Below are 16714 nucleotides of genomic sequence, written 5' to 3'. Positions count from 1 at the left end.
CCCATCTTCTTATAACTTAATTTACAAAAAGGGACTGTGACAAAACTTAATTTTGCTCCAGCCCCAATTATCCAACCATCAATATCCTAATGCTCACAAAACTATAATTCTTAACAATTACCAATGATAATTATCATGCAAGATAAAATTTTATGAGGTTATTACTTTAATGCATCTTTAGCAGTATCTACCAATTTTTTGAATGCACGTTGATCGTTAACTGCTAAGTCAGCCAACATCTTCCGGTTAATATCAACTTGTGCCAATTTCAAACCATGCATTAATTTGCTATAACTAATTTCATGCATCCGTGCAGCTGCATTAATCCGTGCAATCCACAATTTACGATATTCCCGTTTTACTTGACGACGATCACGAAATGCATAATTGTATGAGTTAAAAAGTTGTGTTGATGCAGCTTTAAATTGAATATGTTTAGAACCGCGATAACCCTTAGCGAGTTTTAAAACTTTCTTACGACGTTTACGAGTTACTGTTCCACCTTTAACACGTGGCATAAAAATTCCTCCTAGAAATTCATTTTATTGAAGTACTTTTATTTGTAAGTAGTTAACATTTGTTTAATCCGCTTCATATCGCTAGCACTAACCATTGCTGCTTGTGATAATTGACGACGTTGTTTCTTAGTCTTGCCGTGAAAACGGTGGCTAGTATAACCATGATGACGTTTCAAACCACCATTACCAGTAAATTTAAAACGTTTTGCTGATGCACGATGTGTCTTTTGCTTAGGCATTACAAATATCCTCCTACATTAATTCTTTTTTTTATCAGCACTGGGAGCAAGCATTAAAAACATACTTCTACCATCCATTTTTGGATGAGTAATTACAGTAGCAATATCCTTCGTTGCTTGGGCCATTTTTTCCAGAACATCTCGACCGATTTCTTTGTGAGTGATAGCACGGCCACGGAATCGAATCGAAACTTTGACTTTTGCTCCCTTTTCTAAAAACTTGCGAGCATTTTTCAACTTAGTATCGAAATCATTTTGCTCGATTGTTGGACTTAAACGAACTTCCTTGATACTAACTGTCTTTTGTTTCTTTCTTGCTTCACGGTCTTTTTTCTGCAATTCAAACCGATACTTACCATAATCCATAATTCGAGCCACTGGCGGCTTAGCATTTGGTGAAACTAACACCAAATCTAAATGAGCTTGTTCAGCTAATTTTAAAGCTTCCATTTTACTCTTAACGCCTAGTTGTTCTCCGCCTACAGAAATCAAACGCACTTCACGTGCCCGAATCTTCTCGTTCACGATCATGTTATTTTTGCTATTATTAGCAGCTATTGGTATCCACCTCCGAAAAAATTCACTCACAAAAAAATGCGGGCGCAAAAGCACCCGCAATCAATATCTAGTCGATTATTCTTTCATACCTAGAGGCTTTGCAGCGTAGGTGAGAAGCGGGGGCTTCTGCTTGTTCAATTCAACTAATACTATATAAAAATAAAGAGCTACTGTCAAGTTTTTTATTACTATTAATCTGCTAATTTACCAACAATTGGTAATTTTTCTAAAACAGTTTTTTTATGTGGTGCATTCAAAATTTCTTGAGAATAGTCATTACCAGCAACGTGCCCGTGATGATTCTCACCACTCCAAGCCTTAATATTTGTTAAATCGTAAACCACACCATCAATGGCTACATATTTTTGAGACTTAATCTTGCCATCATATTGTGCTAATTCTTCTTTAGAAAAAGTTTTTTCCATATTATTCTTCCTTTCCATAAATCGTTTTCTAAATTCACTTTACTGCATTTTTACCACACACGCAATTAGTTAATCCTTCTCTAGTGATGGTATTAGCTATTGATAATAAAATATATTATTAATTACTCTGTAGCTAATAATTCTTCTAATTGTTGGATTTGTTGTTTTAATTGCTTACCAATATCCGTTTCTGCTACGGTTTTACGAGCAACTTCTTGTTCGACAACTCTTTTAGTTGATACAATGTCGCTTAATTGCTTAATTGCTTGTTCTCGCGTAGTAAAAGGCTGATGGGTTACTAATTGCAAACCATAAGAATTATACAGTAAAGTATACCCTCCAATTCCGGTAGTTTGGTGATACGCCTCAGCAAAGCCACCATCAATGACCAACATTTTACCATCAGCCATAATTGGTGAATGCCCCTTTTTAACAGGCGTGTGACCATTAATTAAGTGCCCTGTTTTATCAGTAATACCAAATTCATGCAAAACTTTAGTAATGAATTGAGATTGATGGCGTAATTGATAATAACTATTGGGCTTTTCAAAATGAGTAGCAGTATCGGCAATAAAATATCTTTCAAAAGTCGTCATGGCCCGTTTCCCAAATAATGGCGATACAGGACCAGTCCACAAATACCATAACAAGTCCGTTGCTAAATCAGTACTTTGATGAGAATCGGCATAACTACTACGCAGATTATCTTCTAATAGATCAAATAATTCTTTACCACAATATAAGTGATGATTAATCGTCAAACCTTCAAAATTTCCTTGCTCATCAACAGGTACACAACCATGAACTAATAAATTGTTATTATAAACTAGATACATGCTGCCTTTTTGCATAAAAAAATCCATATGCCGGCGTAATTTATCAGAGTGCACAAATGCTTGTGTTAGTTGCGTAATCACGGTTTGTTCTTGGGGTAATAACTGATATGGATGCTGATAATCTACAGTTTGGAAGCAACCATGAACTATTGGATAAGATTGTCCATTTAATGTGATTTTTTGTTGATGCTTGTCTAACTTTTCTAGAATTTTTCTGTCTTGCATTTTAAATTCTGGGCGACGATCAATTGCTTGGCCTTCTAGTTTAAACTGAATAATTGCAATAGCCTGATGAATTTTATTAATTTGACTTAATTCAGCATTAGAAGGCTTAGGTTCTTGCGGATTCAGTTTGGGGGCAAAACCCGGATTATCTTGATAATATTTTTCTGCTAATAGAGATAAATGACGCAAATTAATTCCATAGGCATCTTCAACAATAGCCAAGTTGTTATAGCGGGCACAAATCCGCAATAAATTAGCCACACATAACGGCGATCCTGCAGCCGCTCCTAACCAAAGGATGTCGTGATTGCCCCATTGTAAATCTACTGAATGATGTTTCATTAACCGATCCATAATCTTATCAGGATGTGGTCCTCGATCATAAATATCCCCCACAACATGTAGGTGATCAACCACAAGCCGTTGGATTGTATGACATAATGCAATAATAAATTGATCAGCTGATTTCAGATTAATGATATCTGTTGTTATTTGAGCATAATAATTTTGCTTATCTGTTGATGCAAAATCACCATATAACAACTCCTCAGTAATATAAACAAATTCTGGTGCTAAAGCTTTTCGCACCTTGGAACGTGTGTATTTAGTAGAGCAATATTTCAGTAATTCTAACAACTGAGCAAAAGTATCAAGATACCACTGTCGTAAATCCTCAGCCTGAGCAAAATTTTTTTTAATAATTTTCAAACGTTGAGATGGATAATATACTAAAAATGCTAGCTCTTGTTGATTTTTAGGTGTTAAACGGCCATTAAACAAATCTTCAATTTTTATTTTAATATTACCGGAAGCATTACGCAGCACATGATCGAAAGCGGCAAACTCACCATGAATATCACTCATAAACGCTTCTGTACTTTTTGGTAAATTTAAGATTGCCTGTAAATTAATAATTTCAGTTGTAATGGCTTCACGGGTAGGAAATTTCTCTTGTAATAATTTTTTTGTTAATTCTTGCGTAATGAATCATCCTTTATATATTAAGATAGATTAATTATACCAATTATTAATCATATTGCCAACTATCCTAATATATCAAGAAAATAACAAAATTAATGGAGCTAGACCAATTATTTAAAACGAATAAAAAATTCCAGCTAAAGCTCCATTAATGATACTAACTGAAGTAGCCACTAAAAATAGCTTGAGCGCATGTTTGGCAATTACTTCGCCACGTTCTTCATTAGTCATGGTATGCATAATTCCTAAAGTGGTTCCCAAATTAGGTAAATTAGCAAAAGAAATCAAGAAGACACTTACAATTGCTTGAGTTTTGAGTGGAACTGTGTGTAAATTAATTTCATTAATAGCTACAAAAATATTGGTAAAGGCTTTTGTTGCTAACACTGTACCTGCATTAATAACCGAATGAGGATCAATACCCATTAAAAATGCCACTGGAGCACAAATATATCCCAAAATTGCAGTTAGAGAATGCCCACAAACGGCTTTAAAAATAATATTAATAAAAGTAATTAAAGAAACAAATCCGATAATCGAAATTGAAATATTGATCGCTAAGCGAAAGCCCAAATTCATACTGTCAATTAAGCGAGTAATCAGAGACTTTTTATTGGTACTGGTAGTTGATATTTCATACTCCACTGTTGAAATGTCATATGGTGCAATAATTTTGGCAACAATAATAGAAGTGAATAAATTTAAAATTAAAGCAATAATAATGAATTCTGACTTTATGATATGCATATACGAAGCAATCATTGTCACAGTTGTATTAGACATGGTATAAATTGAAAGTGTGAATAACTGATTATCACTCATCGATTGCATTTGTTCCTTAAAAGGTACAAACACACCGTTGCTGACAAAAGGATAACTTAAAATAGTGAAGGCATTAATTTCATCAATATGAAACAACTTTTTCAACACTTTACCAACATATTTAATAATAAATGGCAGTATTTTAAAATATTGTAATAATTCAATTAAGGCACAAATAAAGATTAACGGCAATAAAACGTCCAAAAAAAATTGGGAAGTAGCTTGAGGATTTTTCAAATCTCCAAAAACAAAATTAACCCCCTTTTTACTGGAAACAGTAATGATGTTCAAACTCCCAGACAAACCCTTTAATAGCCAATCACCCACTGCAGTTCTTAACATAAAAAACAAAATAATAATTTCTGTACCAAATAAATATAAAATTGATTTATAGTCAATATTTTGACGATCAAAACTAAAAAAATACAACAAAGCAACTACAACTACAATTCCAACAATCCCCATTAGGCTAAATCCTCCTGTGTTAACCCTAAATAAACTAAGTATTCACCAAAAATATTGTCAACAAATTGCTCTTCCAACCGATAATCCCAAATATCATAAGAATTAGTTAAAACTCGAAAATCGGTTGTCGACTCAGCAAAGTCTTCAACTTTAAGAGACCATTGTCGTTGAGAAAATTGCTGGTATTCTTGCGAATTAAGGTGATAAATCCGCACACCATATGGAATAGTGAAAGAGTCAATCAATGTTTGGTTAGTCGAACCCTGTAAATCCAAAAAAATCCCTAAATTTTTCCGATTAAATTTTTGCTGTAAAAAATTTGTTAATTGTGTCACATCAACTTTGGCTTCTAACCACTGTTGATATTCATTATTATCATAATAAGTTGTTGAACTCAGCGGAAGATCCTTGGTCTCAATAATGGCAGTAGACACAGAAATATCTTTTTGTGGGGAAATTTCAAAATGAAGCTGTCCATAGCAATTACCCGCATAACCGCATTGAATTACACCTGTCGATCCTACAACACCTTGATTAATCCAATGCTGATGCCCACAAATAAAGCCATCAATTCCTTCGATACTAGTTACAAGTTTATAAGTTTCGTCTTCTCCAGTAGCATAAGTTGTTGGACTACCAGTTTGGAGACTGCGCTCAATACCTCCGTGATAGGCAACAATTAATAAATCCACTTGTGGACGTAGTTGCGTAACGTTTTTTCGTAATTCTGCCAACGCATCTTTGATAATCAGTCCTTTTAACAAAGAATAATCACTGATCATGGACATCCCACTAGTCAAAACTCCGATTATACCAACTCGCACACCAGCTATTTCTTTAATTACAAATGGTTTAAAGACTAATTGGCCGGCATTTGTAAAAACATTACAACACAAATAATCAGCCTTTAAAGCTGCTGCTTGTTTTTGTAGGTAGTTCAAACCGTGATCAAAATCATGATTTCCTGGAATCATGACATCATAGGCTGTATCATTAGCAAAATTAACTAATGGTGATACTGTGGATTGCTCACTAAAAAAACTAGTTAAGGGATTGCCTATAAAAAAATCGCCATTATCAATTAGCAAGGCATTCGGATATTGCTGTTTAATAGCTAGCAGCGCTAAAGCCGAACTATTTTTTTGGTTATCAATAAAGCCATGAATATCTGTAGTCGCTAAAATATTAACTTCAGGCATCGTGCTTTCCTCCATCATCAAATTATTAATTTGGTACGTTTTATATAATATCAAATTTATCTGCTGAAATCTCCGAACTTTATTAAATAAAATAAAAATAATAATAAAGAATTACTTAATATTAAAGACAAAAAAGCTGGGATAAAATCCCAGCTTTACTGTCTTAATATTCACATCAATTGTTTTCTATTTGCCTGTCCGAGAATAGTTCTTAACATCTGCGACTACACTATCAACAAACATACTGATATCTTCTTGTACACTATCTTGTTCGCCATACTTACGAACTGATACAGTAGCATCATTCACTTCTTGGTCCCCAATGACAACTGTGTAAGGAATTTTTTGAGTTTGAGCTTCACGAATTTTATAATTCATCTTTTCGTTGCGCGAGTCAATATTCACCCGTAATCCCAATTTACGCATATCAGCTTGTAATTTTTGAGCATAATCTAAGTGTAAATCATTCTTAACTGGGATGATTACTGCTTGGATTGGAGCTAACCAAGTTGGGAATGCACCTTTATACATTTCCATTAAATAAGCAATAAAGCGTTCCATGGTAGAAACAATTCCACGGTGAATCATAACTGGACGATGCTCTTTGCCGTCTTCGCCTACATAAGTTAACTTGAAGCGTTCTGGTTGCATAAAGTCTAATTGAATTGTTGATAGAGTTTCTTCATTACCTAAAGCAGTCTTAGTTTGAACATCTAATTTTGGACCGTAGAAGGCTGCTTCACCTTCAGCTTCATAGTAATCAAGGCCCATGTCATCCATGGCAGATTTTAACATTCCTTGTGATTTATTCCACATTTCATCGTCATCAAAATACTTTTCAGTGTTTGCAGGATCACGATAACTCAAACGGAAAGTATAGTTATCAATATCAAAATCACGATAAACATCCATCATTAATTGAAGCACTTTTTTAAATTCATCTTCAATCTGATCTAACGCTACAAAAGTATGACCATCATTCAATGTCATTTCTCGAACTCGTTGAAGTCCTGATAATGCTCCAGATTTTTCATAACGGTGCATCATTCCTAATTCTGCAATTCTAATTGGCAATTCTCGATAAGAATGAATATGGTGTTTATAAATTTCAATATGTGAAGGACAATTCATTGGCCGTAATTCCAACATTTCTCCTTCACCCATATCCATTGGTGGGAACATGTCTTCTCGATAATGTTCCCAGTGACCAGAAGTCTTGTAAGCATTGAGATTCATCAAAATTGGCGTATAAACATGTTCATAACCAGCAGCAACTTCTTTGTCAATAATATAACGCTCTAAAACACGGCGAATTGTAGCGCCTTTAGGCATCCAATAAGCTAGACCAGCCCCAACTTTTGGATCAACAAAGAATAAATCTAGGTCTCGACCAATTGTTCGATGATCACGTTCTTTAATTTCGGCACGGCGGTTCAAATCTGCTTGTAAATCTTCTTCATTCAAAAAGGCAGTCCCATAAATTCTTTGTAACATTGGATTACTGGATTTACCTTGCCAATAAGCTCCAGCTACAGATAATAACTTGTAATATTTCAAATCTTTTAATTGTGGTAGTAATGCTTTTTCTCCAAAATCCAAGTAATCTCCCATTTGATATACTGGAATTTGAACACTATCAAAAGCAGAAATTAAAGCTGACTTGTAAGGATCATCACTGAATTTTTGCACCAAATCTTCTTTATCCATTAATTTACGTTCAATCTGAGGATTAGATTGGATAATTTGTTGCATCCGTTCCATAATGTCTTCTAGTTCATCAACACTTACTTGTGTTTCATCTTTATCTGTATCTAAATAGAAACCATCATTATTAATTTGACGCTCACCAAAACGAATTTCAGGATACTTTTGCTGTAAAGCAGCTCCCATTAAGAAAACTGCAGTATTTCGTTGAACTTCAACAGCCTCATTATCCTTTTTAGTGATAATTTCAATTTTAGCATTTTGGACAATTGGACGCTCAACGTCTACTAAAAAGTCATTAACTTGGGCTGCGACAGCTGACTTTTTCAAACTATTGCCGATAGAAGCAGCTACTTCTAATGGTGTTACGCCTTCATTAAATTCGCGCTTTGATCCATCTGGAAACTCTAATGAAATTTTTGTCATCTTTTTTCCTCCAATTAAAAAATCCCTCGGAAAAAATTCCGAGGGACGTATGATTTTATACGCGGTTCCACCCATATTGAAGCCAATAGCTTCATCTCTATAAGTCTCTAAAGCGACTAACCACTAGTCATTCAATCTGGTTTTGGTAAGAAATCTTCCATGAGTTACTTTCAGTCTTTGGTTAACTCTCCCTGATTTGAAGATATCTATGTTATAACAGCATTAAACCACGAAAATCAAAAAATTGCAACACTTAATTAAAACGTCTATTAGGACCGCTGACAATAACTTCATGTGATAAATAGTGAATTCGCTCCATAATTCGTGCAGCTTTGAGGTCTTCTTGATCGCCGCGCTGGTTAATGGCCAAATGCGCTTGTAATTCCGTCATTGATAAATTAGATGAAAAAAAAGTGGGTAATTTTTCTTGCATCCGATATTGTAAAATAACTCCCAAAACTTCATCCCGAATCCACGAACTTAATGAATCTGCTCCAATGTCATCTAACATTAGAATTGGTATAGCTTTAATCTGATCTATTTTAGTTAAAACGGAGTTATCTTGAATAGCACTTTTCATTTGTACAGCAAAAGTGGGAAAATGCATCAATAAAACCGAAACATCTTTAGCAACTAGTTCTCGTGCAATGGCAGCCAACAAATAAGTTTTACCCACGCCTAATTTTCCATATAGATACAGTCCCGGAATAAATTGTGGCTGTTTTTGGCTATATTTTAAAATAAAGTTCAAGGCAGCAGCATAGGATTCTTGGCGACCAGCAGCACCTTGAGCATAATCATCCAGATTTGCCTGTCGAATATCACTTGCCATGTCAATCGTCATGAATTTGCGCTCTAATTCTTGTTGCTTTTTTTGCGCTACTAATTGTTGATTGGGTTGGTATACAACTTGGATTGCATGGTTCGCAATAATCAACTTAGGCTCATAACCAACAGCAAACTTATCTCGGTTGCTTTTTGCTTGAACAAACTCATAAATTGCATCTAAATTATTATTCAAAATATCTGCATTTAGTTGGTCTTGATGTTCCTGAATAAATTGTTGTACATCAGAATCTTGCAGGGCTGTTTGTGTTAATTTCTGATATTTTTCACTCCAATGACGCTTTGCAATTACATCCGAAAATTCCTTGGCAATATCTTTCATTATGTTCACCTATCATGAATTATTTTTAAATTCATGCCATTGTTTTTGTAATTCAGCTAACTCCGCTGGATCAACTTTTTTGGCTTGATGCTTTGTCCAATCGGTCACTTGCTCTTTATGTGGTTGATAATTTTTATACGGGGACTTGCGTGCAGTGGAGTTCGTTTTAGATCGATTATGCGTACGATTTTTAATGCGTTGTATTGCTTCTGGTGCAGTTTTAATATCATTTTGTGCCCAGTCATTGGCTACTTTTTCTACTAAACTTTGTGTCAATGTAGCCGAATTGTCTAAGATATAATCTATCAAAATATTAATCACCGGTAATGGTAAAACTGCGCGTTGTTGTAAGCGGCGCAAAACTCCAGTTTCAGAAGAGCCCACAAAACCATTCATTTGTCGTTTTTTAACTGCAAGAAATTCTGCTGGAGCCAACTGATTAGCTTGTTTAATTAATTGACGTTCTGTGGCAGTGAAGTTTTTTAATAGGGAAGCATCATCTGGGCCAATTTCTGTTTTTTGATTATTTTGTTCATTATGAGCTTTGATATTGACGCGATCTTCAAAACGTTTTTGTGCAATATTTTGTAATCGTTGAATATCAATCTTATTATTCGTAACATTAAGAGTATTGGCAATTAAATCTGCCATTTCGATTTCAGTAACTCCATAAAATGCGTGCACATTAAACAGTTCATTTTGGTGTTGAGCAATATCTTCAGAACTCACATGGTAACTGGCAGTATAATCAGCTAGCAATTGCCAATCAAAACTGGCCAGCTGTTGAGAAGTATATTGCGGTTGAGCTGGAGTAGTAACAGTTGACGTAGATTGTTCGGACATTTTTAAAATTTCTGAACTTGACAAGTGAAAAACATCCAAAAAGCTATGAGTAATATCGGTTAATTGTTGATTTTGTGGTAAAGCTTGCGGTTGATATTTTTTTTGTAAACGTGAAAATTCATAATGGCCAATTTTTTCATATAAGAAAGTTTTTAAAATATTATCACTAAAAAACTTTTGGGGAGATAAAGGTGCGTGCAATTGATAGATTAGATATGAACCCAAGGTGTCCTTCGTAGAAAAAGTATGCAGTAAAGCAACGGCTTCTAGCTTAATCCGTGCTTGGTAAAGGTGTTGTACATCAATATCCAATAAATTCAATAACTGGGCGTGTTGTTTTCTTTCCGAGAGTAGTACCTGTCTTTGATTCCATAATAACTGATACAAACTAATCGCATCACTTCCCACCAATGGTTGGTAAAGATCCATTAGGACTCGTCGATCATAGTCAGTCAAATAATCACTGCTGGTCACCCAGTATCCCCATAAAGGATCTATCATTTGTTCCGCCATTTTATTTTTCATCAGCCTGAGAATTATTTTGTTGGTGATTAGCCATCATTTCTTGTACCTCTTTCATAAAGCCATTAATATCTTTAAATTGGCGATAAACACTCGCAAATCGAATATAGGCAATGTCATCTAATTGCGCTAATTCTTGCATTACGTATTCTCCAATTTGACGTGAATCAATTTCATTTTCTCCTGTAGCACGAATTTTGGTTTCCACCTTAGCAACGATTTGATTCATCTCATCTAATGTTACTGGGCGCTTTTCGGCAGCCCGAACAATTCCACGTAATACTTTATCCCGATTAAACTCTTCGCGGTTTCCATTTTTTTTAATTACTAACACTGGAGATTGCTCAATGCGTTCAAATGTTGTAAACCGATGACCACAATTTTCGCATTCTCGGCGACGGCGAATAACTCGACCTTCATCGCTTGGTCGACTATCAATTACTCGGGAAGAATTTTGATGACAATGTGGACAAATCATTGGAAACACTCCTTTTATGTCAGTAAAGTGACAAATCGTTGTACTTGCTGTACTAAATGATGGTAGTTACCATCATTATTGATAATAAAATCAGCCAATTTTCTTTTTTGCTGTAAGTCCATTTGGCTATTAATACGTTGTTGTGCTGCTTGTTTAGTTAAGTTATTGCGTTTTTGTAAACGTTGTAATTGTACAGCTGGCGTTGCATAAACTAACAATGTCTTCTGTAATAAATTTTGATAATGCTGTTCAAATAACAATGGTATTTCAAAAAAGACTGGAATATTATCATCAGATATCGACTGAATTAACTCAGTTAAACGCTGCCGAATAAGTGGTTGCAAAACTTGATTAAGTTGTGTTAAGCGTTGCTGATTATTAAAAACAATTTGACCTAATTGAACACGATCTAATTCCTGATTGGGTTGTAAAATTCGTGTACCAAAAAGTTGAACAACTTGCTGCCAACCTGGAGTTTGTGGTAAAACCACTTCGCGCGCAATTTGATCAGCATCAACAATTTTAAATCCTTGTTGCACTAAAATGTTAGTGACAGTTGATTTCCCGGTAGCAATCCCACCGGTAACTCCTACAGATAATTGCATTATTGATTTAGTACCTGACAATGAGGACAAAAATGAGTCCCACGGCCAGCCACTTTTATTTTTTCAATGGGTGTACCACAGCGCGCACAAGGATTACCTTCTTGTTTATAGACATTTAACTGCAGTTGAAAGTTTCCTTGATGACCAGTGGCATCTACATAACTTCTAATAGTCGTGCCTCCAGCAGCAATTGCCGTCTTAATTTCGTCATTGATAATTGGATACAAATCTGTAATTTGTGCTGCGGTCACCTTATTAGCTGGTTCTTCGGGATGAATTTTTGCGCGCCACAAAACTTCATCAACATAAATATTCCCTAATCCCGAAACCACATGTTGGTCTAACAAAGTAGCTTTAATTGATTTTTTCTTTTTTTGTAATCCTTGCTGTAAGGATGCCAATGTGTATTGCGGTGTCAGTGGCTCTGGTCCTAGTGCTGCAATAGATTTGACCTGCATTTCTGTACTACGGTCTACTAATTGCATCTTACCAAACTTGCGCACATCCCGATACCCTAGAAAACGACCATCTTCCAAGCAAAAAATCACATGCACATGCTTATCAAATTCTGATTGAGAATCACGAACTTGATATTTGCCTTCCATGCGCAAATGGCTAATCATGGTCAAGTTATTATCAAAATGAAATAACAAATATTTGGCTCTGCGTGACACTTCAACAATTGTCGCCCCAATTAACTGCTGTTTAAAATCTGTTGTTGAACCAACAATGATTTTGTCATAGCGAATATTAATATCACTAATTTTGGCGCCCTTGATTAATTGATTTAATCCGCGGCGCACAGTTTCAACTTCTGGCAATTCTGGCATATTTTCACCTATCCTTTAGCATCAAACCAATTTGGTCCATGAGCTGATTCTACTTTTAAAGGCACATCTAATTTAACTGCTGAATCCATAATCTTGGGCACGAGTTGTTCTAAAATTGGAATTTCTGCTTTTGGTGCTTCAAAGATTAATTCGTCATGGACTTGCAAAAGCATTGTTGCCTGTAAATGTTCATCTTTTAACTTTTGTTGCATATCAATCATTGCAATCTTAATAATATCAGCAGCACTGCCTTGGATGGGAGTATTCATAGCTGTTCTTTCTGCGAATGATCGAATATGATAGTTGCGCGAATGAATATCTGGCAAATAACGGCGCCGATGCATTATTGTTTCTACATAGCCTTCTTCGCGCGCTTTTTGAACAGTTTGATCCATATAGTTTTTGACGTCTGGATATTGTTCAAAATAAGCTGCAATAAATTCCGCCGCTTGCTTACGTGAAATCCCAATATTTTGCGACAAACCATAATCGCTAATTCCATAGACTATGCCGAAGTTTGTTGCTTTGGCTTGACGTCGCATATCGGGAGTCACTTGATCAATGTTATCTAACCCAAAAATTCGCATAGCTGTATGTGCATGAATATCGTAATTTTCTGCAAAGGCCTGTTGCATATTTTGATCACCGGAAATATGAGCTAAAACTCGTAATTCAATTTGCGAATAATCACTGGAAAAAATTTCCCAATCTGCATGACGTGGTACAAATGCTTTTCTGATTTCCCGTCCTTCATCACGAGCTGGTATGTTTTGTAAATTAGGATCAACAGATGATAACCGACCAGTTTGAGTCAAGGTTTGTTGATAACGGGTATGCACTTTTTGATCAGGCGCAATAGAATTCATTAAACCTAAGACATAGGTTGATTGAATTTTGGCTACTTGGCGATAATTCAAAATTTCTGCAATAATTGGTGATTGTCCTTGTAATTTTTCGAGCACATCTACAGAAGTAGAATAACCTCGTTTGTTTTTTTTGATTGGTTTTAAGCCTAATTCTTCAAACAAAACGGTACTTAACTGCTGAGGCGAGTTGATATTAAATTCATGCCCTGCATATTGATAAATAGTTGTTTCTAAATCTCGCAAACGTTGATCTAAGTCTTGTTCCATTTGTTCTAAAGTTGTGCGACTGACAGTAATTCCAGCAATTTCCATCTCAGCTAAAACTTTGGATAACGGCAATTCAATATCATCAAATAATTGATCTTGGTCATGCTCTTGTAATTGTAAAGGTAACTTACTTTGTAAAAATTGAATCGCATCCACCTTGGCCGCCAAATGTTGCAATAATTCAGAATGTGGTGGGATGCTTAACTTGGCACCAGTACCATAAAATTGATTATCCGGTGTTAAATTTTGATAACCATATGCTTGCGCTAATTGACCCAAATCATTGGAATTTTCATTAACATCTAGGAGATAAGATGCCAACAAAGCATCAAAATCAACCCCCGCCAGTGAGATTTGCTGCCGATTTAAGGCAACATACGTACGTTTAAAGTCAAAGACTGACTTATTGATTTGAGCATTACTTAACCAATTTTTTAATGATCTATCTTGTAAAATATCTAAATTATCACTGACAAAAATCCCTTGATCATTACCACAAGCTAATCCGATAATAGGTGCTGTATGATAATTGTCATGGACCATTTCCACTACTACAACCGCTGGTTGTTTGGAAGATACCAACTGGTTAACTGTATCAGCATTTAATTCAATATATTTAATATTATCTTCAGCAGTTGCTGCAGTATCTTCTTCGCCAGTAGTCATTTTTTTCAGAAATGATTGGAAGTTCATTTTTTGGTAGAACTGCTTTAAAGGTTCAGTTTGAATACCTTCATAAGTTAATTCTGAAATTTGCAAATCAATGGGTGCATCAGTTTTAATAGTCGCTAATTTTTTGGATAAGAATGCTTGTTCACGATCTTGAATGAGGTGTTCCTTTAATTTGCTGGCTTTCATATCTTCAACATGATCATATAAGTTTTCCATAGAACCATATTGTTTTAATAATTTTAAAGCTGTTTTTTCGCCTACTTTAGTAACACCAGGATAATTATCGGAGTTATCACCCATTAAACCCTTTAAATCAATTAATTGCTGAGGAGTTATTCCTAACTTTTCTTGAAAATGCTGAGGAGTATAAAATTCTAAATCTGTGACACCCTTAATAGTTACGGCAACCGTAGTATTATCATTTACCAACTGGGTTAAATCGCGATCACCCGTGACGATGACAGTTTGATAATTTTCTTTATTAGCACGTGTAGCAATTGTCCCAATAATATCATCAGCTTCATAATTCTCTAATTCATAAGTTTTGATGCCTCGAGCTGCTAATAATTGTTTAATAAATGGTAATTGTTCGCGAAATTCGTCAGGCGTCTTTAAGCGATTGCCCTTATAATCATCATATAGTTGGTTGCGAAAAGTGACTTTACCTGCATCAAAAGCAACTAACATATCGGTTGGGTGACTTTTGGACAAAATTAAATCCAACATATTATTAAAAGCATAAATCGCATTGGTATGCAAACCATCTGGACTTTTAAATTTTTCTAAAACAGTATACATGGCATAAAAAGCACGAAAAGCAATACTATTGCCATCAACTAAAACTAATTTTTTGGACTCCATTAATTTACCTCATTTCTCTGATACTTATTCTATCAAATATAATCTTATCTGCCAAAATCCTGACTTAATTGTACTAGTTTCGAAGTTTTAAATAAGTATTATTAACAAATAAGGGCGGAACAAAATATTGTTCCGCTCCTATTTGTATCGTTAGTTATTAAATTGACCGTCAGCAATTTGATCTAATAATGGTCGAGACGGAATGAAGAATAATTGACCAGAGAGAATTTCTGAAAAAGTAAGTAAAAAGTCATTTTTATTAACCATATTGGTCATCATTAACTTAGTAACAGACCAATAACGCGAATAACCAATAAAATAAGTGCCCGTGTTATCTTGAGCTGGATCAGAATATGGTACGTTCATTCGCACAATTTTTTGTTCTTCACCTTCAACTTCAGCCTTAGAAGTCACATTATGAGCATTAACTGCTTTTTGATCATCATCTAATTCTAAATCGCCAAACTTTTCACGCCCTACTGCTTTTTCTTGGGCCTCAGTAGTTAATTGGCTCCAAAAGTCCATATTATGTTTCCATTTTTGTGCGAAAGCATAAGAACCATTTTCAAACTGCGGATCTTCATCACCAATAATCGCAAAATCCGCAGCATCTTCGACTGAAGGAGCTTCTGTACCATCAATAAAACCAATAATCGCTCGACCTTCAAAATAACGAAAGCCTTTAGTTTCATCAACAACCGTAGTGATATCTTTTAAAAATCGCCGAAATTGATTACTTGCCTCATAAACTACGGCTTCATCTTTAGCGCGAATATGGAAGAAAAGGTCACCTTTAGTTGCTGGCATTGAGTATTTAGGACCACTAATTGTTTGATAAGGCTCTAATTCTTTAGGTTTTGGGGCATTGGGAAACAGATAATCCCAAGCATCACTGCTAAAACCAAACGCTGATTTCAAATCGCCATCAGCATCACGAATTCGCAAAGATCGCAAAATTGCTTGATAACGATCTGCAAAATCTTGAATTACTTGCTGTTCTAATTCTTGATTTTGACGATTTAATTCTAAAACAGTAAATTGAACATGTTCGCCAATATCTTTCCAAACATCTTGTGCTTTATTTGGGTTCATCACCATTTAAATACCCCCTTAATTTATAAATATATTATATCAGTAATTAGCTTTAATGTTTGACAATAATATATAGGAAGTAAATAAAAATAGGAGTTAAGACAACATTTAG

15 protein-coding genes and 1 other annotated feature are annotated in these 16714 nt (G+C 35.0%); all 15 genes read right to left on the bottom strand.

Features of this window, described 5'->3' with window-relative positions; translation table 11 throughout:
* Positions 1–161 precede the first annotated feature (161 nt).
* Complete coding sequence (gene rplT, locus DS830_RS01885; RefSeq protein WP_118908034.1) at positions 162–518, bottom strand: 50S ribosomal protein L20; 357 nt, start codon at positions 516–518, stop codon at positions 162–164.
* Positions 519–556: 38 nt separating this feature from the next.
* The gene (rpmI, locus tag DS830_RS01880; protein WP_118901098.1) at positions 557–757 is read right to left on the bottom strand and encodes a 50S ribosomal protein L35; all 201 of its coding nucleotides are present in this window, start codon (positions 755–757) and stop codon (positions 557–559) included.
* 18 nt (positions 758–775) lie between these two features.
* Positions 776–1288 (bottom strand): translation initiation factor IF-3, encoded by a 513-nt coding sequence (infC, locus tag DS830_RS01875; RefSeq protein ID WP_118901097.1) that lies wholly within the window; start codon positions 1286–1288, stop codon positions 776–778.
* A gap of 51 nt (positions 1289–1339) precedes the next feature.
* Positions 1340–1453 (bottom strand) — a sequence feature (ribosomal protein L20 leader region).
* A gap of 53 nt (positions 1454–1506) precedes the next feature.
* A complete protein-coding gene (locus tag DS830_RS01870) occupies positions 1507–1740 on the bottom strand; it encodes a cytochrome b5 domain-containing protein (RefSeq protein ID WP_118908033.1) in 234 nt (77 codons plus the stop codon).
* A gap of 122 nt (positions 1741–1862) precedes the next feature.
* The gene (locus DS830_RS01865; protein WP_118908032.1) at positions 1863–3785 is read right to left on the bottom strand and encodes a fructose-1,6-bisphosphatase; all 1923 of its coding nucleotides are present in this window, start codon (positions 3783–3785) and stop codon (positions 1863–1865) included.
* A 111-nt stretch (positions 3786–3896) separates the two neighbouring features.
* Entirely contained in the window at positions 3897–5069 is a 1173-nt protein-coding gene (locus DS830_RS01860; RefSeq protein WP_118901091.1) for a nucleoside transporter C-terminal domain-containing protein, read from the bottom strand.
* A complete protein-coding gene (locus tag DS830_RS01855) occupies positions 5069–6268 on the bottom strand; it encodes a bifunctional metallophosphatase/5'-nucleotidase (RefSeq protein ID WP_162887475.1) in 1200 nt (399 codons plus the stop codon). The genes DS830_RS01860 and DS830_RS01855 overlap by 1 nt, the downstream gene beginning before the upstream one ends.
* Before the next feature lie 186 nt (positions 6269–6454).
* Positions 6455–8398: a threonine--tRNA ligase gene (gene thrS, locus DS830_RS01850; RefSeq protein WP_118908030.1), complete on the bottom strand. Its 1944-nt coding sequence runs from the start codon at positions 8396–8398 to the stop codon at positions 6455–6457.
* 253 nt (positions 8399–8651) lie between these two features.
* Complete coding sequence (gene dnaI / locus DS830_RS01845) at positions 8652–9566, bottom strand: primosomal protein DnaI (protein WP_118908029.1); 915 nt, start codon at positions 9564–9566, stop codon at positions 8652–8654.
* A gap of 12 nt (positions 9567–9578) precedes the next feature.
* Positions 9579–10934 (bottom strand): replication initiation and membrane attachment family protein, encoded by a 1356-nt coding sequence (locus DS830_RS01840; RefSeq protein WP_118908028.1) that lies wholly within the window; start codon positions 10932–10934, stop codon positions 9579–9581.
* Positions 10924–11409 carry a transcriptional regulator NrdR gene (gene nrdR / locus DS830_RS01835; protein WP_118901083.1) on the bottom strand — a complete coding sequence of 162 codons (486 nt, stop codon included), beginning with the start codon at positions 11407–11409 and terminating at the stop codon, positions 10924–10926. Before nrdR ends, DS830_RS01840 begins: the two co-directional genes overlap by 11 nt.
* A 14-nt stretch (positions 11410–11423) precedes the next feature.
* Positions 11424–12014, bottom strand: coding sequence for a dephospho-CoA kinase (gene coaE, locus DS830_RS01830; RefSeq protein ID WP_118908027.1), 591 nt, complete (start codon positions 12012–12014; stop codon positions 11424–11426).
* Entirely contained in the window at positions 12014–12844 is an 831-nt protein-coding gene (gene mutM / locus DS830_RS01825) for a bifunctional DNA-formamidopyrimidine glycosylase/DNA-(apurinic or apyrimidinic site) lyase (RefSeq protein ID WP_118908026.1), read from the bottom strand. The genes coaE and mutM overlap by 1 nt, the downstream gene beginning before the upstream one ends.
* Positions 12845–12852: 8 nt before the next feature.
* Positions 12853–15510, bottom strand: a complete 2658-nt coding sequence (gene polA, locus DS830_RS01820) for a DNA polymerase I (RefSeq protein ID WP_118908025.1) — start codon at positions 15508–15510, stop codon at positions 12853–12855.
* A 150-nt stretch (positions 15511–15660) separates the two neighbouring features.
* Positions 15661–16608, bottom strand: a complete 948-nt coding sequence (locus tag DS830_RS01815) for a Dyp-type peroxidase (protein WP_118908024.1) — start codon at positions 16606–16608, stop codon at positions 15661–15663.
* Between the last annotated feature and the right edge of the window lie 106 nt (positions 16609–16714).

It is taken from the genome of Bombilactobacillus bombi (assembly GCF_003522965.1).
Lineage (GTDB): Bacteria > Bacillota > Bacilli > Lactobacillales > Lactobacillaceae > Bombilactobacillus > Bombilactobacillus bombi.
The sequence above is the reverse complement of the archived record's forward strand: the minus strand, read 5'-3'. Positions and strand labels throughout refer to the sequence as shown.

Bases quoted from the DNA above. Each gene is read 5' to 3' on its own strand.
- rplT (WP_118908034.1), bottom strand. From the start codon at position 518: ATGCCACGTGTTAAAGGTGGAACAGTAACTCGTAAACGTCGTAAGAAA.
- rpmI (WP_118901098.1), bottom strand. From the start codon at position 757: ATGCCTAAGCAAAAGACACATCGTGCATCAGCAAAACGTTTTAAATTT.
- infC (WP_118901097.1), bottom strand. From the start codon at position 1,288: ATGATCGTGAACGAGAAGATTCGGGCACGTGAAGTGCGTTTGATTTCT.
- DS830_RS01870 (WP_118908033.1), bottom strand. From the start codon at position 1,740: ATGGAAAAAACTTTTTCTAAAGAAGAATTAGCACAATATGATGGCAAG.
- DS830_RS01860 (WP_118901091.1), bottom strand. From the start codon at position 5,069: ATGGGGATTGTTGGAATTGTAGTTGTAGTTGCTTTGTTGTATTTTTTT.
- DS830_RS01855 (WP_162887475.1), bottom strand. From the start codon at position 6,268: ATGCCTGAAGTTAATATTTTAGCGACTACAGATATTCATGGCTTTATT.
- thrS (WP_118908030.1), bottom strand. From the start codon at position 8,398: ATGACAAAAATTTCATTAGAGTTTCCAGATGGATCAAAGCGCGAATTT.
- dnaI (WP_118908029.1), bottom strand. From the start codon at position 9,566: ATGAAAGATATTGCCAAGGAATTTTCGGATGTAATTGCAAAGCGTCAT.
- DS830_RS01840 (WP_118908028.1), bottom strand. From the start codon at position 10,934: ATGAAAAATAAAATGGCGGAACAAATGATAGATCCTTTATGGGGATAC.
- nrdR (WP_118901083.1), bottom strand. From the start codon at position 11,409: ATGATTTGTCCACATTGTCATCAAAATTCTTCCCGAGTAATTGATAGT.
- coaE (WP_118908027.1), bottom strand. From the start codon at position 12,014: ATGCAATTATCTGTAGGAGTTACCGGTGGGATTGCTACCGGGAAATCA.
- mutM (WP_118908026.1), bottom strand. From the start codon at position 12,844: ATGCCAGAATTGCCAGAAGTTGAAACTGTGCGCCGCGGATTAAATCAA.
- polA (WP_118908025.1), bottom strand. From the start codon at position 15,510: ATGGAGTCCAAAAAATTAGTTTTAGTTGATGGCAATAGTATTGCTTTT.
- DS830_RS01815 (WP_118908024.1), bottom strand. From the start codon at position 16,608: ATGGTGATGAACCCAAATAAAGCACAAGATGTTTGGAAAGATATTGGC.